Annotated in this window: 23 protein-coding genes, 1 pseudogene and 1 riboswitch; of the genes and pseudogenes, 5 read left to right on the top strand and 19 right to left on the bottom strand. The window is 59.4% G+C overall.

Annotated features, from left to right (window positions below; translation table 11 throughout):
* Positions 1-116 precede the first annotated feature (116 nt).
* From HYZ49_02485 to HYZ49_02460, 6 genes are all read right to left on the bottom strand, one after another.
* The gene (locus tag HYZ49_02485; GenBank protein ID MBI3241144.1) at positions 117-845 is read right to left on the bottom strand and encodes a hypothetical protein; all 729 of its coding nucleotides are present in this window, start codon (positions 843-845) and stop codon (positions 117-119) included.
* A 41-nt stretch (positions 846-886) separates the two neighbouring features.
* A complete protein-coding gene (locus HYZ49_02480) occupies positions 887-2,242 on the bottom strand; it encodes a M23 family metallopeptidase (GenBank protein ID MBI3241143.1) in 1,356 nt (451 codons plus the stop codon).
* Entirely contained in the window at positions 2,239-4,371 is a 2,133-nt protein-coding gene (locus HYZ49_02475) for a PD40 domain-containing protein (protein ID MBI3241142.1), read from the bottom strand. The genes HYZ49_02480 and HYZ49_02475 overlap by 4 nt, the downstream gene beginning before the upstream one ends.
* 23 nt (positions 4,372-4,394) lie before the next feature.
* Positions 4,395-6,230 (bottom strand): ABC transporter ATP-binding protein, encoded by a 1,836-nt coding sequence (locus HYZ49_02470; protein MBI3241141.1) that lies wholly within the window; start codon positions 6,228-6,230, stop codon positions 4,395-4,397.
* 32 nt (positions 6,231-6,262) lie between these two features.
* Positions 6,263-8,212 (bottom strand): ABC transporter ATP-binding protein, encoded by a 1,950-nt coding sequence (locus HYZ49_02465; GenBank protein MBI3241140.1) that lies wholly within the window; start codon positions 8,210-8,212, stop codon positions 6,263-6,265.
* Positions 8,213-8,345: 133 nt separating this feature from the next.
* Positions 8,346-9,644, bottom strand: coding sequence for an MATE family efflux transporter (locus tag HYZ49_02460; protein MBI3241139.1), 1,299 nt, complete (start codon positions 9,642-9,644; stop codon positions 8,346-8,348).
* Positions 9,645-9,738: 94 nt separating this feature from the next.
* Here HYZ49_02460 and HYZ49_02455 point away from each other — a divergent pair, with 94 nt between their 5' ends.
* The 3 genes from HYZ49_02455 (at position 9,739) to HYZ49_02445 (ending at position 12,332) form a co-directional block, all read left to right on the top strand.
* Positions 9,739-10,572 (top strand): maleylpyruvate isomerase N-terminal domain-containing protein, encoded by an 834-nt coding sequence (locus HYZ49_02455; GenBank protein ID MBI3241138.1) that lies wholly within the window; start codon positions 9,739-9,741, stop codon positions 10,570-10,572.
* A 680-nt stretch (positions 10,573-11,252) separates the two neighbouring features.
* Positions 11,253-11,672, top strand: coding sequence for a hypothetical protein (locus HYZ49_02450; GenBank protein ID MBI3241137.1), 420 nt, complete (start codon positions 11,253-11,255; stop codon positions 11,670-11,672).
* An 18-nt stretch (positions 11,673-11,690) separates the two neighbouring features.
* Complete coding sequence (locus HYZ49_02445) at positions 11,691-12,332, top strand: hypothetical protein (GenBank protein MBI3241136.1); 642 nt, start codon at positions 11,691-11,693, stop codon at positions 12,330-12,332.
* 210 nt (positions 12,333-12,542) lie between these two features.
* Here the strand turns inward: HYZ49_02445 and HYZ49_02440 are convergent, their stop codons facing one another.
* Entirely contained in the window at positions 12,543-13,523 is a 981-nt protein-coding gene (locus HYZ49_02440; GenBank protein ID MBI3241135.1) for a ferrochelatase, read from the bottom strand.
* Positions 13,524-13,639: 116 nt separating this feature from the next.
* On the opposite strand from HYZ49_02440, the gene cadA reads away from it, so the two are divergent.
* Positions 13,640-15,742, top strand: a complete 2,103-nt coding sequence (gene cadA / locus HYZ49_02435) for a cadmium-translocating P-type ATPase (GenBank protein MBI3241134.1) — start codon at positions 13,640-13,642, stop codon at positions 15,740-15,742.
* 75 nt (positions 15,743-15,817) lie between these two features.
* Here the strand turns inward: cadA and trxA are convergent, their stop codons facing one another.
* The 10 genes and pseudogenes from trxA to HYZ49_02385 all read right to left on the bottom strand — a co-directional run bounded on the left by trxA (position 15,818) and on the right by HYZ49_02385 (position 21,521).
* Entirely contained in the window at positions 15,818-16,156 is a 339-nt protein-coding gene (trxA, locus tag HYZ49_02430) for a thioredoxin (GenBank protein ID MBI3241133.1), read from the bottom strand.
* 69 nt (positions 16,157-16,225) lie between these two features.
* Positions 16,226-16,660 carry an OsmC family protein gene (locus tag HYZ49_02425; protein ID MBI3241132.1) on the bottom strand — a complete coding sequence of 145 codons (435 nt, stop codon included), beginning with the start codon at positions 16,658-16,660 and terminating at the stop codon, positions 16,226-16,228.
* 26 nt (positions 16,661-16,686) lie between these two features.
* Positions 16,687-16,965: a metal-sensitive transcriptional regulator gene (locus tag HYZ49_02420; GenBank protein ID MBI3241131.1), complete on the bottom strand. Its 279-nt coding sequence runs from the start codon at positions 16,963-16,965 to the stop codon at positions 16,687-16,689.
* Between the two features lie 96 nt (positions 16,966-17,061).
* On the bottom strand, positions 17,062-17,442 hold the full coding sequence (locus HYZ49_02415; protein ID MBI3241130.1) for a rhodanese-like domain-containing protein: 381 nt from the start codon (positions 17,440-17,442) through the stop codon (positions 17,062-17,064).
* 32 nt (positions 17,443-17,474) lie between these two features.
* The gene (locus HYZ49_02410; GenBank protein ID MBI3241129.1) at positions 17,475-17,861 is read right to left on the bottom strand and encodes an adenosylcobinamide-GDP ribazoletransferase; all 387 of its coding nucleotides are present in this window, start codon (positions 17,859-17,861) and stop codon (positions 17,475-17,477) included.
* Between the two features lie 2 nt (positions 17,862-17,863).
* Positions 17,864-17,980: pseudogene (locus tag HYZ49_02405) on the bottom strand (nicotinate-nucleotide--dimethylbenzimidazole phosphoribosyltransferase).
* Positions 17,977-18,540 (bottom strand): cob(I)yrinic acid a,c-diamide adenosyltransferase, encoded by a 564-nt coding sequence (locus HYZ49_02400; protein ID MBI3241128.1) that lies wholly within the window; start codon positions 18,538-18,540, stop codon positions 17,977-17,979. The pseudogene HYZ49_02405 and the gene HYZ49_02400 overlap by 4 nt, the downstream one beginning before the upstream one ends.
* Before the next feature lie 26 nt (positions 18,541-18,566).
* On the bottom strand, positions 18,567-19,370 hold the full coding sequence (locus HYZ49_02395; GenBank protein MBI3241127.1) for a heme ABC transporter ATP-binding protein: 804 nt from the start codon (positions 19,368-19,370) through the stop codon (positions 18,567-18,569).
* Between the two features lie 76 nt (positions 19,371-19,446).
* Positions 19,447-20,532 carry an iron ABC transporter permease gene (locus tag HYZ49_02390; protein ID MBI3241126.1) on the bottom strand — a complete coding sequence of 362 codons (1,086 nt, stop codon included), beginning with the start codon at positions 20,530-20,532 and terminating at the stop codon, positions 19,447-19,449.
* The gene (locus tag HYZ49_02385; GenBank protein MBI3241125.1) at positions 20,529-21,521 is read right to left on the bottom strand and encodes an ABC transporter substrate-binding protein; all 993 of its coding nucleotides are present in this window, start codon (positions 21,519-21,521) and stop codon (positions 20,529-20,531) included. Before HYZ49_02385 ends, HYZ49_02390 begins: the two co-directional genes overlap by 4 nt.
* Before the next feature lie 137 nt (positions 21,522-21,658).
* Positions 21,659-21,892, bottom strand: a riboswitch (cobalamin riboswitch).
* 115 nt (positions 21,893-22,007) lie between these two features.
* On the opposite strand from HYZ49_02385, the gene HYZ49_02380 reads away from it, so the two are divergent.
* Positions 22,008-23,144: a metallophosphoesterase gene (locus HYZ49_02380; protein MBI3241124.1), complete on the top strand. Its 1,137-nt coding sequence runs from the start codon at positions 22,008-22,010 to the stop codon at positions 23,142-23,144.
* An 84-nt stretch (positions 23,145-23,228) separates the two neighbouring features.
* Here the strand turns inward: HYZ49_02380 and HYZ49_02375 are convergent, their stop codons facing one another.
* Together HYZ49_02375 and HYZ49_02370 are read right to left on the bottom strand one after the other, a co-directional pair.
* Complete coding sequence (locus HYZ49_02375; protein ID MBI3241123.1) at positions 23,229-24,620, bottom strand: aminotransferase class V-fold PLP-dependent enzyme; 1,392 nt, start codon at positions 24,618-24,620, stop codon at positions 23,229-23,231.
* 25 nt (positions 24,621-24,645) lie between these two features.
* The gene (locus HYZ49_02370) at positions 24,646-25,623 is read right to left on the bottom strand and encodes an ornithine cyclodeaminase family protein (GenBank protein ID MBI3241122.1); all 978 of its coding nucleotides are present in this window, start codon (positions 25,621-25,623) and stop codon (positions 24,646-24,648) included.
* Positions 25,624-25,632: the final 9 nt, after the last annotated feature.

The raw sequence follows: 25,632 nt of genomic DNA, 5'->3' as shown, positions 1-25,632 counted from the left end.
CCGGGTATGCTATGATGAACATCGGAAGCCTCCAGGAATAGGTTTGGACACACCACTACCTTACTCCTGAGGCTTCCTTTATTGTAAATTGTTAAGTCGGGCTGGCGCTTGTCGCGCTAACCATTTCTTGGACACGAACTACCTAGCCCATATTGCTCATCAATCGATTTTAGCTCTTCTATCAATCCCACTGGCTCTATGTCACCTTTGCAGTCGCTTGTTTGCTCAATTCGTATGGAGTCAAACTGGTCAGTTGTGGGAGCGACAACAACACAGGGAAAGAAATTCATCCCCGAATCTGTCCACTGCCGTTCGCTCGCAACGTAGGCAAATGCTCGTTCATGCGCTATTAGGGCGCGCACCTTCATTAAGGCATCTTTTATGGCGGGGGTAGAGGACAGTATCTCTTCAAGTGCATCCACGTTTATCCGCCAATCATAGCAACCAGTTGAAACGGCTTGGGGCATCCATTGGTTTGAGAAGTCTGGAATGGTGTAAGTGATGTATGGCTTTCCAGAAAAGTCGAACGCACTATCCAGCATGTGAACAATGTGGTCCGGCAAAGGTTTAGGCAACCACTCGGCCTTCGGGATTTCAAGGCCTTCGCTACTAAAATTGTTGTACTGTCGGTGGCAGGCATTCAGGAAATCACCTACTCGTCCCTGACTGTCAAGCATAGCAACTAAAGCGACTGCATCTTCTATCTTTACAGTTCGCCCTTTGAGCCTTACTAGCTCGCCGTCAACACCTAATTCCGAGCAAACTTCCAACAACTGTTTTACGGTGAATGTAGCCGTAAGTTTGCGACAAAGCCTTATCAGATTTATCGATTCGTCTTGTGGCATAGCATTGTGTGTATTTGCGACGGCAACCGCTCAACGAAGGATCAAGGTTTAGCAGTCGGCGTTGGCGTGCCGGTGGGAGCGCGGGTGGAGGACGGGGTTGGGGTGAGCGTCGGCGCCCGGCCATTGGTGGCCGCCGGATTGGCAAAGGCAACGGCCTCGGCCACCGTCTCCTGAACCACCAGAAAACTTGTTTGCCCGGCCAGAATTTCCACCGTGCCCACGTGGGCCTCGCCGGCGATATTCATCGAGTAACGATACGTGCCAGCCGGAAGATCGGAGATGACAAAGTTCTCCTGATAGATCGGATCGGCGTTGATACTCTTGGTGGCGTACGTCCAAATGGGGTAGTAGCGGCCAGCCGAGTCGTAAATATCTATCGCCAGTTCAGGAACGTAGTTGCCGTTTTTGTCGAGGGCGCGCCCGGCCAGCACGCCCCAGCCGGTGGGCGGCGCCAGCCACAGTTCGGGGTTGTAGGTTTTGAGAAACTTGTTTTCGCCGATGCGGACTTCAAAGTGCAGGTGCGGGCCGGACGAGAATCCGGTGGAGCCGACTTCGCCAATTTGCTCGCCCATCGTCACCGGCTGGTTGATCCAGACGTTGATCTTGGACATGTGAGCATAGATCGTGTAAAGCGTCTGGTTGTTGTAACCAAAGTCGTGTTTGACGGCGACGGCCAACCCGTAAGGATCGTCCTCGACCGGCCGGGTGCCAAAGAGACCGTAACCCGTCCAGACCACCACGCCCGACCCGGCGGCCAGCACCGGCGTGCCGAGCGGCGAATCGAGATCGACTCCGGTGTGGGCGTGCATGTTGCCGAAGTAGGTGCTGCCGTAACGATAGAGCGGGTGGGGCCAGTTGACGGCGTTGGAGGCGATGGGGCGGGCGAACCAGAAATGATCTTCCTGGCGGATGGAAACCGGGACAGGGTAAGGGGGTGGCCGCCAATTCAACGTCGGCGCGGGTGTTTGAGTCCCAAAGTTGAACCGCAACGGCTCGGTAGCCTTGATGTTGATGGCAGTTGATTGTTCGCCTAAGAAATCGGTGGTGGGGAAAGGGGTGGCGGTGTTGAAAGTTGCAGGTTGAAGGTTAGAGTTGGATGTTGGAAGGTTGAACGGCGAGGTCGGCAGGGCCGTGACGCTGATGGGGCCAAGCGTGGGCGCAAGGGTGGGCAGAGGCTGGCCGGCAGATCCACAGCCGCTAATGAACAATGAAACAATGAACAATGAAAAAATAGTCAATAGATCACGAAACCCTGTTCGCGCCGCAGTTGAACTGCGGCGCGGCAGGCGGCAGTGCAACTGCCGCCCGAACTTTCGTGAATGACCGATAGTGTGCGCCATCGGACTCCAAACTTCTGCCTTTTGCCCGCTTCGCGTGCCTTCTGAATTCTTTTTCATGGCGTGGCCGTGTTCGACGCCCCCGGCGTCGGCGAAGGTGTGCGGGTTGGCGTGAAGGTGCGCGTCGGCGTTGGCGTGCGGGTGACGGTCGGCGTGTTGGTGAGCGTAGGCGTGCGGGTGTTGGTGGCGCTGGGCTGGCCCAGGCGTGTGGGTTTGGGCGTGGGCGTGCGGGTATTCGACGGGGTGTAAGTGATCGTCGGCGTCTTTGATGGCGTGAAGGTGATCGTCGGCGTGTCGGTTGGCGTGCCGGTTTCGGTGGGCGGCAGGGTCGGCGAGGGTGTGAAGGTTGGACTCTGGAAGGGCGTGGGTGAGGCAATCAGTTCCGCCGAATAGAGTTCGCGCATGGCGTCCACCCACGTCAGGCTGCCGCGATTTTCAAAGTGCCAATATTGCGCGCCCGGATAAAAGAAGCGCCAGTCGTCGCTCGAGGCCGTCCGGCTCCAGCCATAATCTTCGGCCACTTGAGTAAAGTCAATGAAGTAACCGGCGGGAAGTTCGGCGTAATAAGCGCCGCCGGCGTCGAAGGCCGCCGGGTTGTTGGGGTCGAAGCGCGGCTGAAAGTCCCAGGGCATGTGGCGCAGAGGCTCGCCCAGGGTTCCGTCGCCCTGGCGCACGCGCACCCATAGCCGCCAAAAGATTCGATTGCCTACCTGCTCCTGCACCATGTAGCCAAAGCCGTCGTTGATGGCGGCCTGGCTCACGTCGAAGGCGCGGCCCGCCTTGTTCCAGGACTCGCGGGGCAGGCCGGGTTCGAGCGGCGTCCGTAGTTCGATGGCGGCGTTGTCCAGCGCGCGCAAAAAGTCCCAGCCGGCATCGGCAATCACCCGAAAGCGCAAACCGGCAAAGGATTCGTCCACCCGATCCGAGAGAACAGGGTAGGGCGCGATCAATTCTTGAACCGGTACGAGGGCGTAGGGCGTGTCTTTGAGGCCCGAAGGATTGGTGATCTTCTCGGCCCACAGCGGCGCGTCGGTAGCGTTGGCGGCTTCGGCGATGTCACCTTTGAGCGCGGCTGGCAGTGAGGCAAACGTCCACGAAAGCGCGCCCATTCGGCCCTCCACCGGGATCACGATTGGGGATGTGGACAAAGCTCCCAACGTGGTGGCGGCCACAAACTCGCGATCGTTTTGCTGGAAGGCGGTCAGGATTCCGGTTCCGTCCGGCGACCAGGTGGGGAAGTGTCCCTGTGTCGATTCAATGGGTGTAGCGCCGCTGGCATCGGCGAGTGTGGTATAGACGATATTGAGCGGCGAGTTGGCGTCGGAGTAAACGACGAGCCGGCCGTCTTTGCTCCACTGCGGCTCGTCTTCGGCCACTTCAGCGGTGTCGGTGAGGCGGGTGATTGAAGTCGCCTCATCGGGATTGTCGAGATTGTAGAGGTAGAGATCGGGCTTGGGGCCGCCAGCGCGGTAGGAGACAAAGACGATGCTCCGGCCTCGCGGCGACCAGGCGGGCGCAAAGTCGGCGGCGGGATCGTGAGTGATACGAACCGGCGCGCCGCCCCCAACGCCGACGAAGTAGAGGTCGAAGTTGTCGTTGGCGTAGCCTTCGTAAACAATATAAGCGCCGTCCGGCGACCAGGACGGGTTGGCTTCAAAGCCAATGTCGTCGGTGAGGTGCGAGAGCGCGCCGCTTTCAATATCGAGCAAATACAGGTCCCAACTGCCTTCGCGGCGCGAGGCAAAGGCCAGCTTCTTGCCGTCGGGCGACCAGGCCGGGTCGCGGTCGTCCCAGGCGCCGGCAGTGAGGCGGGTGAGGTTGGGTCTGCCGGGAACGAGCGCCCAGAGGTTGGTGTGGCCGTCCCGGCGCAAAGCCATCACAATCGTGCCGCCCACGTCGAATGGGTTGGAAGGTGGGGTGGGTGAGGGGCCAACTGTGGGCGTGATGGCGATGACGGGAAAGCTTGGCTCAGCGATGACGGGCGTAGGCAGGCCTTGATCGGGCGGCGGGGTCGCCGTCACCACCACCAATTTCGTGGCAACTGCCGGGGTGGCCGGGACATTGTTATTGCCCACGATGGCGATGACGACAATGGCCAGGCCGACGAGGAAGAGAAGGTTGAGGCCGACGATGACGGCCAGCGGCGGGATGCTGCGGCCCGCCAGCCACTTTTGAAAACGGTCACGCATGAGTGCTGAGTATATCGCAAATTTCAGGAGCGCGCCGCTTCCGCAAACGCCATCGTATACAGCTCAAAATACCGCCCACGCCGCTCCAGCAGTTCGGCGTGTGTGCCTTCTTCGACAATGCGACCGCGATCCATGACCACAATCTTGTCGGCGCGGGTGATGGTGGACAGGCGATGAGCGATCACAAATGAGGTGCGGCCTTTGAGCAGGCGCTCCAGCGCAATTTGAATAATACGCTCGGTCTGGGTGTCCACGCTGGAGGTGGCTTCGTCCAGGATCAAAATGCGCGGGTCGGCGAGCAGGGCGCGGGCGAAGGAGATCAGCTGCCGCTGGCCGCCGGAGAGGATCGCGCCGCCCTCGCCGACTTTTGTGTCGTAACCCTGGTCAAGCGCCGTGATGAACTCGTGCGCGCCAACGGCTTTGGCCGCCTCCTCAATTTCAACATCTGATGCTCCGAGCGAGCCGTAGCGAATGTTGTCGGCGACCGTGCCTGCGAACAGAAACGGGTCTTGCAGAACCACGCCCATCTGCCGTCGCAGCGAGTTTTGGGTGACACTGCGAACGTCAAGGCCGTCAATCGTCACTGCGCCCCCCTGCGGGGTGACATCGTAGAAGCGGCTGACCAGCTTGACCAGGGTTGATTTGCCGGCGCCGGTTTCGCCGACCAGGGCAACGGTTTGACCGGCGGCGACTCGCAGGTTGAGGCCGGTGAGGATGGTTTGGCCGTCGGTTTCGTAGAGGAAGCTGACGTTGTCAAAGACCACTTCCCCTTTAATCGGCGGCATCACCTTTGCCTCCGGCGCATCTTTCACTTCGATGGGCGTGTCGAGCAGTTCAAAGATTCGTTCGCCGCCGACCATCGTCGCCTGAAAGGTGTTGTAGCGTTGCGAGAGATCGCGAATCGGATCGAAGAATCGGTCAATATACATGGCAAAGGCGAACAACGTTCCGGCGGTCAGTTCTTCGCCGCCGCTGATGAAGGCAAAGCCGCTAACCTGCAGGGCGGCCAGCCCGCCCAGCCACACCACCAGCCCCAGCGCCAGACTGCCGATGAAGTCCACCGACGGGAAAAAGATGGAGGTGATGAGAGCGGCCCGGTTGTTGACCCGCAGGTTGTTGCCGTTCACGTCGTCGGCAAAGGTCTGATAGTTGCGATCTTCGCGCGAGAACGATTGCACCACCCGCACGCCGACGATGTTTTCGTTGAGCACCGCGTTCACCCAGCCGATGGCCGAGCGCACCTGCCGGTAGCTCTCGCGGGCGCGGCGGCGGAAAAGCTCGGTGGCGACGGCCATGAGCAGCAAAACGCAGAAGGCGAACAGGGCCAGCCGCCAGTTGATGACGAGCATGGCAACGGTGATGCCGACCAGGTCGAAGAGGTCGCGGGTGACGGCAGTGATGGCCCAGACGATGAACTCGCGAATCACGTTCACGTCGTTGATGACGCGCGAGACGATGCGCCCGACGGCATAGCGGCTGTAGAAGCCGAGCGAAAGGGTTTGCAGGTGATCGAATAACTCGCGCCGCAAGTCGTAGATGATGCTCTGCCCGGCCACAGCCATGATGCGAACGCGAATGTAAGTGCAAACCCACATAACGATCGCGGCCAACACATACAGCCCGACGGTCTGACCGAGGGTCGCAAGGTCGCCTTTTGTCACGCCTTCGTCGAGCGCCACTTTGATCAGGTACGGCCCGGAGACGTTCATGATCGTGGCAACCGTCATCAGCGTTAGCGCAACCAGCAGTTGCTGGCCGTAAGGCCGGATGTAGGCGAACAGACGGCCCGCGATTTTGGGGTCGTAGGCTTTGCCCAGAATCGTATCGTCGTCACCGCCGAGGAGATGGTCACCGTCTATCACCGCGACGGCCACGATCTCGTGCTCACGCACTACTGCGCCGCCGGCAACCAGCCGCGCATGCGCGCGACGAAGCTCGGCGGACGCACGCTCGACTTCGCCTTCGACGGCGGCACCAACATCGACCCGTCGCGCGACATGCACATGCCTACAGTTTCGGGCAATTCATGAAGTGCCCCTACGGTTTCGGGCAATGCGTGAATTGCCCTTACGGTTTCGGGCAATGCGTCCAGGAACAACATCTCTTTGCGGAACTTCTCCTGGTCCTTCAACTGCAAATCGTAGATTTCTTTGTAGAGGCCGCCTTCAGCCAGTAGTGAGTCATGTGTGCCGCGTTGGACGATGCGGCCTCCGTCCAGCACAAAAATCTGGTCGGCGCGTTTGACGGTGGAAAGGCGCTGGGCGATGACGAAGGTGGTGCGGCCCTTCATCAGTTCGGCCAGGGCTTGCTGAATGAGATGCTCGGTTTGCGTGTCCACGCTCGAAGTCGAGTCGTCGAGGATCAGGATGCGCGGGTTCATGAGCAGGGCGCGGGCAATGGCCACCCGCTGACGCTGGCCGCCGGAAAGCGTCACCCCACGCTCGCCGACGGCAGTGTTATAACCGTCGGGGAATGACAGAATAAAGTCATGGGCACGGGCGGCTTTGGCGGCGGCCACCACTTCCTCTTCAGTTGCGTCGAGCCGGCCATAAGCAATGTTTTCGCGGATGGTGGTCGAAAACAGGAGAGAGGTTTGAAGAACAATTCCAATTTGTGATCTTAGAGATTTGAGGTTGGAGAGACGCACGTCGTAGCCGTCCACCAGCACCCGACCGGCGGTGGCGTCGTAAAAACGGGGGATGAGGTTGATCAGGCTGGTCTTGCCAGAACCGGTTGGCCCGATGAGGGCGATGACTTGATTCGGCTGGGCCTCAAACGAGACATCGTGCAAAGCCCGACGCTCGCCGCGATACGAAAAAGAAACGGACTCAAAGGTGACGCGGCCACCGAGGGGCGGCAGTTGCCTGGCGTTGACCGGCGAGGCAATCTCTTCCGGCAGATCAAGAATCTCAAAGATGCGCTGGCCGCCGGCCACGGCCTCGCTGGCCGAGTTGACCACAAAAGCCAGTTGGCCGACCGGCGCGGCCAGCAGGATCAGATAAGCATTGAAAGCCACCAGGTCGCCCAGGGTCAGAGTCCGGCCTACCACCCGGTTGCCGCCGAACCAGAGAATGAGGGCGGTGGAGGCCATCACCAGAACCGTCATCGTGGGCATGAAGAAGCCCCACGTGCCGACGATTTTGACTCGGGCGTTGAACAGGTTGCGATTCGACAGGGCGAACTTTTCCTTCTCGAAGTCTTCGCGGGCGAAGGCGCGCACAACCTGCGCGCCCGAAAGGTTCTCCTGCAAGGCCGACGAGATGTCGCCCAGAGCCTGATCCACTTTGAGGAAGAGCGGGCCGAGCATGTTGCCGAGATAGTATGTCAACCCGGCCAGCACGATCAGCGGCCCCAGCCCGATGAGCGTCAGGGCCACGTTCTCACGAAAGAGGAGGAAGATGATGCCGGCCAGCAACATGGCGACGTTGATCAGCTCCACCGCGCCCTGGCCGACGAAGCGCGAGAGGGCGCTCACGTCTTCGGTGCAACGGCTCATCAGTTGGCCGGTCTGGGCCTGGTCGTGGTAGCCGAACGAGAGGCGTTGGATTTTGTCGTAGAGGGCGTTGCGATAATCGTAGCCCGTCCGGTTGATCAGCCACTCGCCGAGGTAGCGCTTGGCAAAGTTGAACGCGGAACGGATTAAACCGACGCCGACGATGGTCAGCCCGGCAGAGAGCATGGCGCTGGCATTATTTTGGGCAATGCCGTCGTCAATGACAGACCGGATGATGGAGGGCGTGACGAGTGAGGCCGCTGTGACCACCAGCAGACAGACCAGCAGGCCCAGGACTTGCCAGCGGTAGGGACGGAGGGAGGTGAGGAGGCGGAGAAGGATTTTCATGAAGTAGACAGGGAGACAAGGAGACAGGGGGAAGGGGAGGTCATGTTTAGAAGCGGAGATTGTGGTTGGTCGGGCTTTCTAATCCGCCCATCACCTTTGGTCTTAAGTTGTTCTGTGTTCTGCACACGCGCCGCTACACTCTCAACAGCGCCCACTTACCGGTGCGAAAGCGAAGGGCAAAAAGCATCCAGCGGAAGGCAAAATCCAGGCCGACGGACAGCCAGGCACCGACCAGGCCCAGGCCCAGACGATAGCCGAGCAGGTAGGTGGCGAGGATGCGCAGGCCCCACACAGTTGACATGGTAATGACCATCGTCGAGCGCGTGTCGCCCGCGCCGCGCAGAGCGCCGCCATAAATGAAGGATTGCGACATGAGGGGCTGGATGAAGGCGGCCACACGAATTGCCCACGCCCCGGCGCGAATCACTTCCGGATCAGGGGTGAAGATGCGGACAATGGGTTCGGCGAAGAGGAAGAGGGCCACGCCCATGCCGGCCATGACCAGCAGAGAAAAGCGGCGGGCGACGGAAACGGCCTCGCGCGCGCCGTCCGGGTTCTTTGCGCCAAGCTCCTGTCCAACCAGCGTGGTGGTTGCCACGCTAAAGCCCCAGCCGGGCAAATACGAAAGCGCCGTGACTCGAATCGCAATCTGGTGGGCGGCGTAAGCCGCCGTGCCAAAGACCGAGATCAGGGCAGCTTGATAGCTCAGGGCTAACTGCAAAATAATCTGCTCGCCGCCCGCCGGAAGCCCCACGTTGAGAATGCGCTCGATGTAAGCCAGATCAGGTTGGAGATTAGAAAGCGACAACGAGTAACGGCGGCTGAACAGGATGATCAGGACGAGCAAGCCGCCGATCAAGTGTCCCACCGTCACCCCGATCCCGGCTCCGATCACGCCCATACCCATCCCTCGGGTGAGAGTCCAGGCGGTGACGACGTTAATCACGTTGGAAGCAATCATGACCAACAACGGCGTGCGGGTATCGCCTGCGCCGCGCATGATGGCGTTGCCCACCAGCATCAGGCCCATGAGAGCGAACGACGGCCCGGCGGCGCGCAACCAGGCTGTGCCTTGCACCACCACGCCCGGCGCGCCACCGAACAGGGTGATGATGGGCCGGGCGAAGGCAAACGCGATTCCCGACGAGAGCAGGCCGATGGCAAGCGCAATGAGAACGCCTTGCCCGGCAACGGCGGCGGCTTCGTCGCGGTTGCGAGCGCCGATGGAACGGGCGACCACGGCGGTGGCTCCGATGCCCAACGCCCCGAACAGGGCCGCGATCAGATTCAAAATTTGCCCGCCCAGGCCCACACCGGCAATTGCCTCCGCGCCGAGGTGGCCGACGATGTACGTGTCTACCAGGCCGACGAGGGTGATGAGCGATTGCTCGGCCACCGACGGCCAGGCCAGGTTGAGCACGCGACGGGTCATTGCACCGGATGCGACCTCAACAGGTTTTTCGAGAAGACGAGTCATAAGTGGGATGGGCATTATAGCCGATGAAGATGTAGGGTAGAATCTGCGCATGCACCCGTTGGAACCTGTTGCGACCGTCGAATTGTTCCCCCAACTTGGCGCTGAACTGCTGGCCGTGCTCAAAGGCCTGGCCGCCGACGAGTGGCGCAGGCCAACGGTTTGCACTGGCTGGTCGGTGAAAGATGTGGCCGCTCATTTACTCGGCGGCGGTGTTGGCCGGTTGTGGAATACCCGAGACGATTCTTTGCAGGCCGAATCCTCTGTCAAAACCTATGACGAGCTTGTGAGCTTTATCAATCAAAGCAACGACGAATGGGTCAAGGCGGCCAGGCGCATCAGCCCAAACCTGTTAATCGAGTTTCTTGATCTCGCCGATCGGCGTTTATATGACTACTTCAAGAGTCTTAAGGCTGACGAGCCGGCCAGAATTGAGGTGGCCTGGGCGGGCGAAGAGCAATCGCCCAACTGGTTCGACATTGCCCGCGAGTACACCGAAAAATGGCTTCATCAACAGCACATCCGCGAAGCTGTGGGCCAACCTGTTCTCTCAAAGCGCAAATGGCTGTTCCCGGTCTTGGATGCTTTCATGCGCGCCCTGCCGCATACTTATCGGGACGTAGCGGCGAGTGAAGGCACGGCTCTCTCGTTCAACATTCTCGGCGAGGCAGGCGGCGAGTGGTCATTGCTCAGGCAGAGCGGCGTGTGGCGCTTGTATTCGGGCCAACATCCCGCCGCTGTTTCAATAGTGAGCCTGAGCCAGGACACGGCCTGGCGGCTGTTTACCAAAGGCTTGAGCCAAGACGCCGCGCTGGCTCAGGTGCAGATTGAGGGCAACAAGGAGTTGGGGGCTGGGGTTTTGGGGATGGTGGCGATAATGGCGTGAGATGAAGAGTGTAAAATCGGGCACAGGATCGTGCTTCCAGCCAGACGGGGTTTACCTGAATTGCAATTGTGGGGAAGTATTACCAAGTGGCTAAAGAATAACCACAGTCGCAGTAACGAGGAATTGCCATGGCGGAGTAAAAACTACGACACTGTGGGCATTCCACCCTGTCATCTACGTTCGGGTCAATTGTATCGGCGAAGTAATGGAGGCGGCTGGCGCAATCCGGCCGTACTGCCCGGAAGCCGGAATAGACAAGTGGACTACCATTGACCGTGCGACCACCAAGCAGGGAGGTGGTGGTTAAGAACAAAGATGGAAGGTACTGGGGCATCTTTGAATGTAGGATAAAACCTTGAGTCCATACGTCCCAAACCAGTTTAGTGAGATCAACGCCTGCGAAGAACTCAGTGGCTGAGGCATTCCCTACATACGAACCCGCAGAGAGTCCACTTCCAATTGCAGAGCCACCACTAATAGCATGCTTTGCGTTCTTCTTCTGTTGCTCGGTCGAAGGGTAAATTAGCGGATCCGTCGGATTGAATCCAGGACTTGCCGTAGCACCTAGCCAGATGAAATCAACAGGACTTCCACTGAACATGCTGTCGATTCTAGCACAAACTGTGCTCATGGTACTGATCGTCGTTTTCTCATACTTTCACACTCCATTGGACAATTAAATGGACCTAACCACGTTCCTGGCCATTTACGGTGCCGTTCTTTCAACGATCGCGATTCTGTGGAATTTATTCAAGGACGTGACCGTGTATAGACTCAACAGACCCTACTTGAAGGTTGAGGCTAATTATGGCCTTTTGATTGGCTCAACGACTACACAGCCTACGGTCAAGATCATAATGGTCAATATAGGGAAAGAGCCTCTTACCGTTGTTGAGTCCGGCTTCAGGCTTGATACTAAATCAGACGAAAACCTGGCGACTGTCGCAGACCCATCTTTACCAAAGGAACTTGCTCAAAATCAAAGGCACACGACTTCCGCGAACTTTGATGAGGTAATAACACAAAAAATTCTTTATGCATGGGCCCGTGACGCGACAGGCCGAATATATCGCTCAAAGAAGTGGCCACTGCGCACATGAACTTCAGGAGGTGAACTAATGGCTCCGAACTTCTCGCTAGAACTCGTGAAACAAGGTGACGAGGCGTATAAGCGGAAAGATTACGTTGAGGCGCAACGTCTATACGAGCAGGCTCTCGAAGCGGCAAAAGCCAGACGGGAGGACACGAACTACATCTATAGTAGCCTCGCGAAAGCCTATAAGAAAAACAAGCGCTATCGAGACGCTTATCTTTTGAGCAGGAAGGCCCTTCCGACACCGGCCGCTTTCAGAGATTGTGCCATCTGCCTACGAAGTCTGGCGAAGGAGGCGAAGAAAGGCCACACTGAAGCAAGTTACCGTCAGGCACTCGACGACCTTTATAGATTAGCGGTACATGCCTGCCTGTGTTATGGAGCGCATGATTGCCAAAGTGGTGTCTCAGGGATTGCTTATGAAAAGGCAACTGTCATAAGCCAGGGCCTAAAAGGCAGGCAAATTAATGCCACCTTTCAGCAAAACGGCAGAATTTTCAGCGGTGGCTTGTTGACTGAGCAAGATTACGATATGCTCATTGATGCTTTTGGCCAAAATGAAAATACATACGTACCTCAACAAGAGTATGCAGATATACTTCAAGCCGCTAATGAAGAGATGAAACGTCAAGAAGAGGAATTTCAGAAATCCCTTTCACGTCTGTAAGTGTGACCCAAGTACGGTCGGCAGGGGGGAATGATCTCCCCGCTGGCGCTTCACAACAAGACATCTCATGCCGCCCCGAATTACCCATCTCTCCCTCAAATCCAAACATGGCCGTAGGTGTTCTGTCAACGAATAGGGAACGAACAAACGAATGTTGGCGGCAAGCCATTCGTTTATTCGATTAACATTCGTTGTCCCATTTTCTCCAAATCACACCCACCCCTCCAACTGCCTCATCGCCACCTCAGCCAGCGCATCGAGATGATCGGGTCGGGCGTTGAGGGCGGGGATGTAGCTGAGGCGGCCACCCCCGGCCTTCGCAAACGTCTCTCTTGCCTCGCGCCCAATCTCGTCAATCGTCTCCAAACAGTCGGTGGCGAAACCGGGGCAGAGCGCGTCCACGCTTCGCACGCCTCTCTTGCCCCATTCTTCAAGTAGCTTGTCAGTGTAAGGCTGTAGCCACTCCACTGGCCCAAAGCGCGACTGAAACGACATCTGCCACTCGCCCTCCTTCAAGCCGAGTTGAGCGGCGACGAGCCGGGCTGTCATTTCGCACTCGCCAGCGTAAGGGTCGCCGGCGAGCGAGTAACTTTTGGGGATGCCATGAAACGAAAGTAGAAGACGCTCGGCTTTGCCGTGCGCCTGCCAGTATTCGCGGATGCTGTTCGCCAGCGCCGCGATGTAGCGCGGATGATCGTGATAGTGATTGACTGTCCGCAGTTCCGGCATCCAGCGCCACGTTTTCAACTCGGCGAAAACAGCGTCGAATGTGGAAGCTGTCGTGGCCGCCGAATATTGTGGAAACAGCGGAAAGACAAGGATGCGCTTCACGCCAGAGTCGCGCAATTGACGAAGACTGCTGGCGATGGATGGATTGCCGTACCTCATTCCAATCGCCACTTGAATGGATGACCCCGTACGCGCCGCCAACCTTTCACGCAAGCCCGCCGCCTGTTGTTGGGCGATAGCCAATAACGGCGAACCGGAGTCCGTCCAGATGTTTTGGTAGAGGAGGGCCGAGCGTCGCGGGCGCGTGGTAAGGATGACGCTGTGCAGGATCGGAAGCCAGAGCCAGCGCGGCAGTTCGATGATGCGCGGGTCGCCGAGAAACTCGGCCAGGTAGGGGCGAAGCGCTTTCGCCGTTGGCGCGTCGGGCGAGCCAATGTTGGTTAGTAGAATACCAGATGTCATCGAATGTTCTAGTAAAGATTGTATGAGTTTTCCTCAAACTTCCACGTGATCATTGTCATCAGTTTTGCCGCCAATGTAGATGCTGTTTTCGCGCCGATCTGTGGTAAAACGTAAGCATGGCCCAACTCAAAACCATCACCCTCTCAATTTCCGGCATGGATTGCGCCGAGTGCACCCAACACGTTCAGCACGCCATCGCCGCCTTGCCCGGCGTCGAGTCGGTGGACGTGTTTCTGGCGTCGGAGAAGGCGACGATTAAGCTTGACCCGGCGCTGGTCGAACTGAACACGATTCGGAGCGCGGTGGCCGGCGCGGGCTACGGGGTTCCGGCCACTGAAGTGGCTACTACGAATCAACCCTTCAACGATTTTACCCGCCGCGTGCTGACACTCTTTGGCATTGTGTTTGGCGCTGTCTTGTTCGTGGTCGTCGTCGGCGAGTGGCTGGGGCTGTTCGAGCAATTGACGGAGCGCGTGCCGTTTCCGGTTGGCGCTCTGCTCGTTCTCGTAAGCGGCTGGCCGATCTTCGTCAACGTCGTCCGCGCCGCGCTCAGGCGGCAGGTGATCGCTCACACGCTGATGAGCCTGGGCGTGCTGGCCGCGCTGGCGGTGGGGCAGTGGGCGACGGCGGTTGTCGTCGTGTTCTTCATGCGCGTCGGCGACTACGCCGAAAACTTCACCACCGAACGCGCTCGCCGCGCGGTGAAAGACCTGACGGCGCTTGCGCCGCAAACGGCTCGCGTGAAACGCGACGGCGTTGAAGTTGAGATTCTTGCCGCCCAGGTCGTCGTCGGCCAAACCGTCATTGTCCGCCCCGGCGAGACGATCCCGGTGGATGGCGAAGTCATCGCCGGTCAAGCGACAGTGGATCAATCGGCCATCACCGGCGAATCCATGCCTGCCGAAGTCGGCCCATCGTCAAAGGTATTTGCCGCCACCCTCGCCCGGCTCGGCCACTTGCGAATTCGCACTCTCCACGTCGGACCAGACACAACCTTCGGGCGCGTGGTCAAGCTTGTCGAAGAGGCCGAAGCGCATCGCGCAACCGTTCAACGCTTCGCCGACAAATTTACTGCTTACTACTTACCAATCGTCGCAACGATTGCCGCTCTCACGCTCCTCTTCCGGCGTGACCCCCTCGCCGCCGCCGCCGTGCTGGTGGTGGCCTGTTCCTGTTCCATTGCTCTTGCCACGCCAATTGCCATGCTGGCTTCAATTGGTGCGGGCGCGAAGCGCGGCCTGCTCATCAAAGGCGGCAAGTATCTCGAAACGCTGGCCCGCGCTGATGTGCTGTTGATTGACAAGACGGGAACGGTGACGTTGGGGAAGCCTGAAGTGACAGAGATTAGACGCTTTGCGTGGAGATTAGAGATTGATTCCAATCTCCAAACGGATATTCTCCAGTTGGCGGCCTCTGCGGAAAAATACTCCGAGCATCCGCTGGCTGAGGCGGTGCGAGTTGCGGCGCGTAAGCATGGCTTGACACTCAGCGAGCCACAGAGCTTTGAGGCAATGCCGGGCTTGGGGGTGCGGGCGGTGGTGGACGGGAAAACGGTGACGGTGGGCAATAAACGACTGGTGTCAGAGGGGGCCTCACTGCCAGAGGCGGCTGAACTCGAAGCGCAAGGCAAAACGTTGTTGTTCGTCGCTTGCGATGATCAACTGATCGGCGTGATCGCCGCCGCCGACACACTTCGATCCGAAGTGCCAGGGGCGTTAGCAGATTTGCGGAAGCTGGGTGTGAAGCATGTGGCCCTGCTGACAGGCGACAATGAGCGCACAGCGTCGGCGCTGGCGAGCAAGCTTAGGGTTGAGTGTCGGGCGAACTTACTGCCCGAAGACAAGATTGCGATTGTGAAGGACTACCAGGCCAAAGGCCACACGGTGGTGATGGTAGGCGACGGGGTGAACGACGCCCCGGCGCTGGCCCAGGCCGACGTGGGCATTGCTATGGGCGCGGCTGGAACTGACATTGCGATTGAGGCGGCCCACATCACTTTGATGCGCGACGACTGGATGCTGGTTCCGCAAGTGTTCGCCATTGCGAAGAAGACGATGGGTGTGGTGAAGACCAACTTGATCTTTACGGCGATCTACAACGTGGCCGGGCTGTCGTTGGCGGCCTTCGGCCTCATCCCGCCCATCTTTGCCGCCGCCATGCAATCTTTGCCCGATCTGGGAATCCTGGCGAACTCGGCGCGGCTGTTGCGGCAAAAATAGCCCGGAGAGCACTTGCCTGAAAACAAAAAGAGCCGGACGTTTGTGCCGGCTCTTTTTGTTGGTATTGAGTTGTTCTTACGCGGCCACGGCGGCGATCATCTTCTCGACCCGGGCCTTGATCATCGGGTGAGGAGCGGCGCCGACCATGCGATCCACGATCTTGCCATCGCGGACGAAGAGCATGGTGGGAATGCCCTGCACGCCGTACTTCATCGCCCACTCCGGATTGTCGTCGGTGTTCACCTTGGCTACGATGATCTTGCCATCGTACTCGGCGGCCAGGGATTCAAGAATCGGGGCCACCATGCGGCACGGGCCGCACCACGGCGCCCAGAAGTCTACCACCACCGGGGTGGGGGACTTGAGCACAGCCTGTTCAAAAGCGGCGTCGGTGACATGAATTGGTTCAGCCATTTTTTCTCCTAAAAATTAAAGTTGATTGAGACGTTCTATGGGTCTCTTGAATTTGGTTATTGTTACAGTTCAAGCCGCCACCGTTTCCGCTTCTTCGATCCGGTAACGGCTGTTGATGACGGCCCCTGAGTTTTTCAACATTGTATTGACTGAGCAATATTTGGCGAGCGACAACTCGATGGAACGCTCGACGGCTTTGGGATCAATGTTGCGCCCGCGCACCACGTACTCAAGATCGATCTCTGTAAACACCGAAGGGTAGCCGCTGGTTCGCAGGCCAATGACTTTCACTTCAAAGCCGGAAACCGCCTGGCGTTTCTTGCGTAGAATGTCTATCACATCCATTGCAGTGCAAGTCCCGGAGGCAATCGCCACCAATTCCATGGGGCTGGCCGCGCCCGGCCCGGACGGGTTGTTGAACTGAAGCGAAAACCCCGAGCCGCCCACGCCGGTAAACGACATTCCTTCGCCGTTCCAAATAACACTCGCTGTTTTTTTGCTCATTGTGTTCCAGTCTTCTTCCTTGCCTGTTAGGGCGCTTTGCCCAGCAAGCCGATCAAATCATCCAGCAACAACTCACGCGCTTTCTTGTCGTCGCTGTCCACGTTCATCAAACAATCAGATGCATACTCACGCATAAAGGTTACACTCGCGCCATGCACGGCAGACCGAACCGCCGCCAATTGCTGGATGATCTCATGGCAATCGCGGTCTTCCTCCAGCATTTTCTGCACTCCCCGAACCTGGCCCTCAATCCGGCGCAGGCGCTTTTGCAAGTCTTCCTTGACGACAGAATTTTGAACCTTCATAGGTGTGCCTCATTTGCAACGGTATACTATAGTGGAGTATAGCATAGCTGGGATGTTTGTCAAGAGGGGTTCGCTCAGAACAGCTTGAGAATGTTGTCAGCGCGGTTTGCTGGCTTGCCAGGCGATAATGCCGCCTCTCAGGTTTTTCACGTCGGCATAACCCTGGCTGAGGAGAAACTCGGCCACGTTATAGCTGCGCGCACCGGCGGCGCAGTAGACCACGATGGGCCGGTCTTTGGGCAGGTCGGCCAGCCGGTTGGGCACAAAACGCATTGGAATGTGAACCGAGTCGGGGATCAAACCGTCGGCCTCCAACTCGTAAGGTTCGCGCACGTCCAGTACCAGCGGCGGGGCGGGGGACTCGATCAACTTCCTCAACTCCAGGGCCGAGATTTCCACCACCGTCGGTTCAGCCGTCTCGTTTGTGGGCGGCGTTGTAGGTGTTTCCTGCTTTTTAGGTTTCAACCAGTCGAACATGACGGCCTCACTTGTTTTGGGATGGGCCAATTCTACTTCAACTTCAGCGGCAGGCCGGCCACCATGAACAACACTTCGCCGGCCTGGACCGCCAGCCGCTGGTTGGCCCGGCCCAGCGCGTCGCCGGTGACGCCGCCGAGGCGGGCGCGGGCAAGGGCAATGACGGCAAAGGTGACGAGGTGGGCAAACAGCACGGCGCGAAGTATGCGCCAGCCGTCGAAATTAAACGTGAGGCTCACAATGAGGGCCAGAGGAATCAGCGCGGCGAGAGTGAGAGTGAGCGGCGTGAGGCCGAGAGCAAAGTCGGCACCGAGGCCGCCGGGGCGGGCGGGGCGCTGGCGGGCGACGATGATGATGAGCCAGCGGGCGAGGACAGCGGCGAGGGTGAAGGGAGCGATGAGGCCGGGCAGGATTCTGATTGAATCGAAAGCTCTTCAAGACGGCCCAGACTGCCGGGCGGCTTGGTGAGTGAGTTCTGGCGGGCGCGGGCGGCGGTTGCCGCCGCAGAATCGGGAACAGGAACGATTGGTAGGTTCATGCCGTCGCGTCCCACAGCGGCTCGGCCACGCCACGCACTTTGTTTTCGTAGCGGGCCATGGCAAAGAGCAAGTCGGAGAGGCGGTTGAGGTAGGTGGCGACAAACGGGCCAATCGCCTCAACGCGCGCCAGAGCGATCACGTCGCGCTCGGCGCGGCGGCACACCGCGCGGGCCACGTGCAAGTTGGCTGAGCCAACCGAGCCGCCGGGCAAAATGAAATTCTCCAGCGGCCCGACAAATTCATTCAACTCGTCAATTAGCGCCTCCAGCTTGTCAATGTGCCGCTCCTCAATTTGCGGAACCTTGAATTTGGTTTTGTCTTCTTCGAGAAAACACAGGTCGGAGCCGAGATGAAATAGCTCGTTTTGAATGGCGGGCAAAACTTCGGTCAGGCGATCACACAGGCCATGAGCCAGCGCCAGGCCGATGACCGAATTAAGTTCATCTACCGTGCCGTAGGCTTGCACGCGGAGCGATTCTTTTGGCACGCGCTGTCCGCCGCCGAGGCCGGTCGTGCCGTCGTCGCCTTTGCGGGTGTAGAGTTTAGTTAATCTCGGCATAAGTGACTCCAATCAAACGACAAGCGTCACATTTCACGTTTGACGTTTGACGTTTTGCCATCCGGCAGAACCAACGGCGTGCTATACATTGGATGAGAAATCACGTTGATCGGCAAGCCGTAAGCCAGACTGAGGTGAGCCGGGGTGAAGACTTCGACGGGGCGACCGACGGCGCGCACTTCGCCGTTGTGGAGCAGGGCAACCTGGTCGGCGTAGCCGGCGGCCTGGTTCAAGTCGTGGAGTGTTGCCAGCACGGCCAGCCCGCCTTCGCGGGCCAGCGCTCGCGCCAGCTCCAGAACGGCCACTTGGTGTTTAAGATCGAGATGCGCCGTTGGCTCATCGAGCAGAAGCACACGCGGCTCCTGGGCCAGGGCGCGGGCGATGACGACTCGCTGGCGCTCACCGCCCGAAAGCTCGTCGGCCCGGCGGTCGGCCAGCATTTCAATTTCGGTGCGGCGCATGGCGTCCCAGGCCACACGACAATCGTGTTTGCTCTCGCCGCCCCATAACGGCAAATACGGCGTGCGGCCCATCATCACAATCTCGGCCACAGTAAAAGCGTCCGGCAGGCTTACGGCTTGTGGCACGACGGCGATCTGGCGGGCGCGCTGGTCAGGTGACAGGCGGAGCAGGTCGGTTGAGTCGAGGGTGATCTTTCCGGCGTCGGGCCGAACCACGCCGCTGACGGCGCGAATGAAGGTGGACTTGCCCACGCCGTTCGGGCCGATGAGGGCGAGGACTTCGCCTGCTTTCACATTCAGGCTGACCCCGCGCAAGACGGCCCGACCGTGATAACTGACTGAAAGGTTCGAGATGGAGAGGATGGTCATGAGAAACTCGCAAATTACAGATAAAGGCAAGCGCCAAACGACAAACGTCACCTACCGGGGGCTGTGCCAACGACAACTAGAACACTGAACGTTTGAGCCGCCTCAACAAAAAGATAAAGAATGGCGCGCCGATGAGGGCGGTGATCACGCCGACTGGAAGTTCTTGCGGCGCGAACACGGTGCGGGCGATCAGGTCGGCGAGGATGAGGAAGGCCGCGCCGCCGATGGCCGAGAGCGGGATGAGGCGGCGATAATCGGGGCCGCCGAGCATACGCAAAATGTGCGGCACGACGAGGCCGACGAATCCGATGAGGCCGCCGAAGGCCACTGCCGCCGAGGTCATCAAGGTGGCCGCGCCGACGATGATCAGCTTGAGGCGTTCGACGTTGACGCCGAGTTGCCGGGCCTGCTCTTCGTCCAACTGCAAAACGTTGAGGGCGCGGGCGTGAAGTTGGAGGCTGACCAGGCCAACGATAAGATACGGAAGAACGATCCAGACCGGTTGCCAGCCGCCGCCGGTGTAGCCGCCGAGGAGCCAGTTGAAGGCGCGGCGCAGGCCTTCGGGCGAGCGCAACATCCAAAAGGTGGTAATGGCGCTGGCGAACGAGCCGACGGCGATTCCGGCCAGGAGCATTGTCGTCACCGGCGTGGTGCGGCCCACGCGGGCCACCAAGACCACCACGGCCACGGCGGCTACCCCGCCGAGAAACGCCCCCAGCGGCACGGCCATCAATCCGAATCCGCTCGCCGGTAAGCCGACTGTGATCACCAGTGTCGCACCCAGGCCCGCGCCGGAGGCCACACCCACAAGATACGGGTCAGCCAGCGGGTTGCGGAAGAGGCCTTGATAAGTTGCGCCGGCAGAGGCCAGCGCGGCTCCGGTGAGGGCCATGAGGGCCACACGTGGCAGGCGGATGTCGAACAGGATCGTGTTGAACGTGTCGGGATAATCTGTGGCGAAGTGAAAGGGCCGGGCCGCGATCAGTTGCACGACGGCTGTGGCCGGGATGTCAACTGCGCCTACAGCCACGCCGGCCAGTGCCGTAATTGCCAGAGCGGCCAGGCACAGGGCGAACAACAACTGCGTTGCTCGCCGCGGGCGAAAGGTCTCCGTAGAGACGTCCCAGCGGGACGTCTCCACGTTTAGTTCAACTTGCGTCATTTGAACAATTCTGGATGGATCAACTTTGCCAACGCTTCCAGCCCGTCCACCACACGCGGGCCGGGGCGATCAATCAGGTTGCCGTCAATGGCGAATACCGCGCCGATCTCGACGGCCTTAATCGTTTCCCAGCCGGGGCGGGCCATCACTTGCTCCGGCGTGCGGCCACTGTAACTGGCGTGGCTGAAGATGATGATGTCCGGGTTCTGGTTGACGATCTCTTCCAGGCTCATTTGAAAATCCTGGGCGCTACCGACAGAGCCGACGTTGACGCCGCCGGCCAGGTTGATGAGCGATTCGGCGTAAGAATTGGGGCCGCGCGTCCACGGGCTGGAGGGATCGGTGTCGTCGGTTTCGTAGAACACGTTGGGCCGGGTCGCCAGAGGCGCTGTCTTGGCCGAGATGGCTTCGACGCGAGCCTTCATGCTGACGACCAGATTTTCGGCCTCGACAGCGTGGCCGGTCAGCTTTCCAACGGCGAGAATGTCGCCGTAAACATCGTCAAGCGTGACGGCGTAGCTGGTGGCGTAAACCGTCAGGCCCAGATCGGCCAGTGCTTTCACGTCGTCCGGGCTGGTGATTCCGGCGGCCAGCACCAGGTCGGGTTTGAGGGCCACAATAGCTTCGGCGTTGACGTTGGGATACAGACTGCCGACGCTGGGCACGCTGGCGGCTTCGGGTGGGTAGTCGGAAAAATCATCGCGGCCAATCAACTGCCCGCCCGCGCCGATGGCAAACGCGATTTCGGTATTAGACGGCGCGAGTGAAACGATTCGTTGCGCCGGAGCGGCCAGCGTCACTTCGCGCCCTAAGCTGTCGGTGAGGGCGATTGGTTCGGCGGTTGGTTCAGCCGTCGGCTCGACGGTAGGCGCTACGGTCGGGGCTATCGTCGGCTCGATGGCGGGCTGAACGGCCGGGGTGGCCGGTGTTGCACATGCGCTCAAAAGCAGCGTGAGCGCCAGAAAGGGTAAAAGTAGTTTGCGGAACATGATTAGCGTTATCCTGAAAATTGACGTTTATCGTTTGACAGAGTGAATACCTAAAAATAAAACCCCCTTATCTCACAACAAGGGGGTTAAGGGGGTTTGGGCTGATCTAACATCTTCCCGTCTCCTTTCTGCGAGGGTCTGGAAAACGCAGAGAAGGCGGGCGACCTGGCTTGTTAGTCTGCTGGTCTTATGGTCGAGTGGTCTGGTAGTCAACCGACTACTTGACCCTCTGACAACTCGACTACCTGACTACCTGACTAACTTACAGTTGCGCAACAGCGCCGGACTCCGTTCGATGATGGAACGCCACCGGCTTCGCCTTTATGCCCTGACCATCCGGGGTGCAGGGCACCTTCTCTGCTTTATTTAATTGTGCCGGCAGTGTACCGCAGGCCAGCGAGGGGTGTCAAGTGTCGTTTGTCGCGTGTCGTGTGATAAGATCGCTCCGCTCCAATCTCAAACCTCCAACCTCTAACCCGCAACCTCATGCGCCCAAAACCCGATTTCACCAAAGTCAAAAACTTTCCCGGCACTCACGGCAACTCGTTCGACGTTCTGCTTCACATCATGGACTTCATCGAAAACCTGCCTCGGCCCGTCTTCGCCGCCGTCTTGTTGTTCATTGCTGTTTTGCCAACGTGGGGCAACTGGCCGCAGACATTTGGCCTGTGGCTGTTCATGCTCGGCGACTGGGCGTTGTTGGCCGCCCTGCCTCGCGCCGGAAAATCATTTGGCCCGGCCAAGCCGCCTGCCCTGGCGCTGGCCGTTCTGCGCGCACCGTTTGCCCTCCTGCCGCTCACCTTTGCTTTGTCATTGGAAATCATCGGCACACTGCTCGTCATCTACAGCTTTTGGATCGAGCCGCACCGCTTGACGATTACAAAGCAAACGTTGAGATCGCCCAAACTCAAGCCTGGCCAACCGCTTCGCATCCTGCATCTTGGAGACTTGCACATTGAGCGCATCACCGGCCGCGAGCGCGAACTGCTCAAACTCATCCCAACCCTCAACGCCGATCTCATTTTGTTCTCCGGCGACTTTCTCAACCTTTCGTACATTCACGATCCGGTTGCCCAGGCGCAGGCGCGCGAGATCATCAGCCAGTGGTCGGCGCCGCTCGGCGTGTACGCCGTGTCGGGTAGCCCGGCGGTGGATAAAGAAGAAGTCGTGCCTTCCCCGCTCCTCGACGGCCTTCCCCTTCGCTGGCTGGGCGACGAGAAAGTGACAATCTGCCACAACGGCTATGAGATCGATCTCGTTGGACTGGTCTGCACTCACAAGCCGTTTGTGGACGGGCCGAAGCTGGTGGAGGTGTTGGGAAGCCGCCCCTCGCGGTTCACCATTTTGCTGTATCACACCCCTGATCTCGTGTTGGACGCCGCCGAGGCCGGGGTTGACCTTCAGCTATCGGGACACACCCACGGCGGCCAGGTGCGCCTGCCGTTTTTTGGGGCGCTGATCACGGCTTCACTTTACGGCAAACAATTTGAAGTGGGTCGGCGGCAGGTGGACGACCTGACGCTCTACGTCACTCGCGGGCTGGGCATGGAAGGCAAAGGCGCGCCGCGCGTGCGCTTCCTGTGCCCGCCGGAAATTATTTTGTGGGAGATTGGTGGCATGTGAGATTTTCTCCCCTCTCCCGAAATGTGCCGCTCATTTCGGGAGAGGGGCCGGGGGTGAGGGCCGAATGCTTCGCCTCTACGAAAATCATAGCCGAAAATAATTTTCAAACTCCGGCTTCCACCCCTCAGGCACATAGTCACCCGAAGCCCGATCCTGGTTGTACCTGCCCTTGTATTCTTTGCGGGCAATCTTCTCCAGCGCTTCGACGAACCGATCCACTTCTTCAATCGTGTTATATAGCCCGAAGCTGGCGCGCACCAGGCCCGGCATTTCCCGGCGGTCGTGGGCCAGCATTTCGTCGCGCACCCGCGCCGTTTCTTGCGGCGTCAACGCCAGCAAATGCAAAATGTAAGGGTGGGCGCAGAAACAGCCGTTGCGCACGCCAATGCCGAACTCGTGGCCGAGGATGGCCGCTGCCAGAAAGTGCGGCACGCCGCGCAGGTTGAACGGAATCACGCCCAGCCGCGTTCCGGCCTGCGCCGGGTCGCGGTCGCCCAATAACTCAACGCTTTCCATCTGACTCAAGCGTCGAAGCGCGTGCTCGGTCAACTCGGCCTCGTGGGCGGCCACGGTCTCCATGCCCACTGCTTCAAGCTGTTTGATGGCCGCCGCCAGCGCCACCGCGCCGACGACGTTCGGGCTACCGGCCTCGTCGCGGTCGGGCGGGCCGCTCCACTCCACCGAGTCCTCGGTGACGATCTCCACCGTGCCGCCCCCGCGCAAGTCGGGTTCCCCGTGTTCAAATGTATCGCGCCGCCCGATCAGCGCGCCCGTGCCGTAAGGCGCGTACATCTTGTGGGCCGAGATCGCAATGTAATCAAAATGCTGAGGGTCGTCGAGCGCGCCTATATCCACTTTGCGATGCGGGGCGAGTTGGGCGCAGTCAATCAGAATTTGCGCGCCGGCGGTGTGCGCCTTCTCGGCCAGCCGCCGCGCCGGGTTGATGAAGCCGGTGACGTTGCTCCCGCCAGAGACGGCCACCAGGGCCACGCGCCCCGCGTACTCTTTCAGCTTGCGGTCGTAATCATCTTCGTCCAATTCGCCGTTCGGCTTCACGGCCACGTGGGCGACGTTGGCGACAGCGCGATAGGGCAGATCGTTCGAATGATGTTCCATCAGCGAGACCAGCACAACATCTCGCCCGGCCTCAAAGTGAAAGCGCCGGGCGAGCTTGTTGAGGGCCTCGGTTGAGTTCTTGCCGAAGATACAGACGTGCGTTTTCGGGTCGGCGCCGACAAAGCGCAGCGCGATCTCGCGAGCCTGTTCGTAAGCGCGCGTGGCAAGCTGGCTCTTGAAGCCCGTGCCGCGATGCACCGACGAGTACCACTGCATAAAGTTGTTGACGGCTTCCTGCACTGACCGCATGGGCGGCGTGGAAGCCGCGTTGTCGAAGTTGATGTACGGCCCGATTGTGCCGTCGAGACGGGGGACTTGTTGATCAACGGAGAAGAGGGAACGAAGTTGGGAGTGAGTCATAAGAGGCGCGTCCTTTCAAAACCTGTCAGTTGTTTTCTTCGCGATGAAACTCTTCAATCTTCTGCCCCACGCTTCGCTCCACCGCCAACTCATACACCCGCGCCGCCGTTGCCACGTCCCAGACCGAGATGCCTTGCGACTCGAACAGGGTGATTTCGTCGGGCGAGGAGCGGCCCGGCGTTTTGCCGCCTACGATGTCGGCAAACTCGATCATATCATCCCAGCGGGTGATTTTTTCTTCCACAGCGGCGATCAGGTCACCGCACTCCATTTTGGCTTGCTCGATGGAGTCGACGGCGATGCGGGCACAGCGGCGCACGGTTTCGCCGTCAATTTCGCGGCGCCTGGCATGGTTCGACCCGGCGGCGTTGATGTGGACGCCGGGCGGCAGGAGGTCGCCGCGAAACACCGGCTCTTTGGAAGTGGTCATGGTGGCAATCACGTCGGCGCCCTCAAGTGTTGCCTCGGGCGAGTTCACGGCCACAATCTGCGCCTTCACCTGCGGTTGCATTTCGGCAACGAAGGTTGCCCGGTTCTCGGCGTTGCGGCTGTAAACGTTGACGCGCTCGATCGTGCCCAGCGCGGCGCACACAGCCAGCATTTGCGTTTGGGCCTGACTGCCAGTGCCAAAGAGACTCAGCGTCTTCGAGCCGGGCCGGGCCAGGTATTTGCTTGCCACCCCGGAGGCGGCCCCGGTTCGGACTCGCCCCAGCCAGTCGCCCTCAATCAAGGCAATCAGCCGCCCGGTCTCAGTGCTGTAAAGCGGGATCAAAAAATCCACCGGCCCGCCGTAGGTGTTGTAGGCCTTGACGCCGATGACATTGCGCGAGCCGACGGCGCTGAACATGAGGTGGAAGGTGTTGCGCTCGTGACTGATCCGGCGGCGCGGCATGTTGGTCGCCGTGCCCTCGGCCAGCCCGTGAAACGATTCTTCGACCGCTTCCAGCGCCATTTCCATCGTGAGCAATGAACGAACATCTTTTTCGGTCAGCCAGAGAACCATAGTAGCCTC

This window comes from Chloroflexota bacterium, assembly GCA_016197225.1.
GTDB lineage: Bacteria > Chloroflexota > Anaerolineae > Anaerolineales > VGOW01 > VGOW01.
Note: the sequence above shows the minus strand (reverse complement) of the source record. Positions and strands in the feature narration are given on the sequence as shown.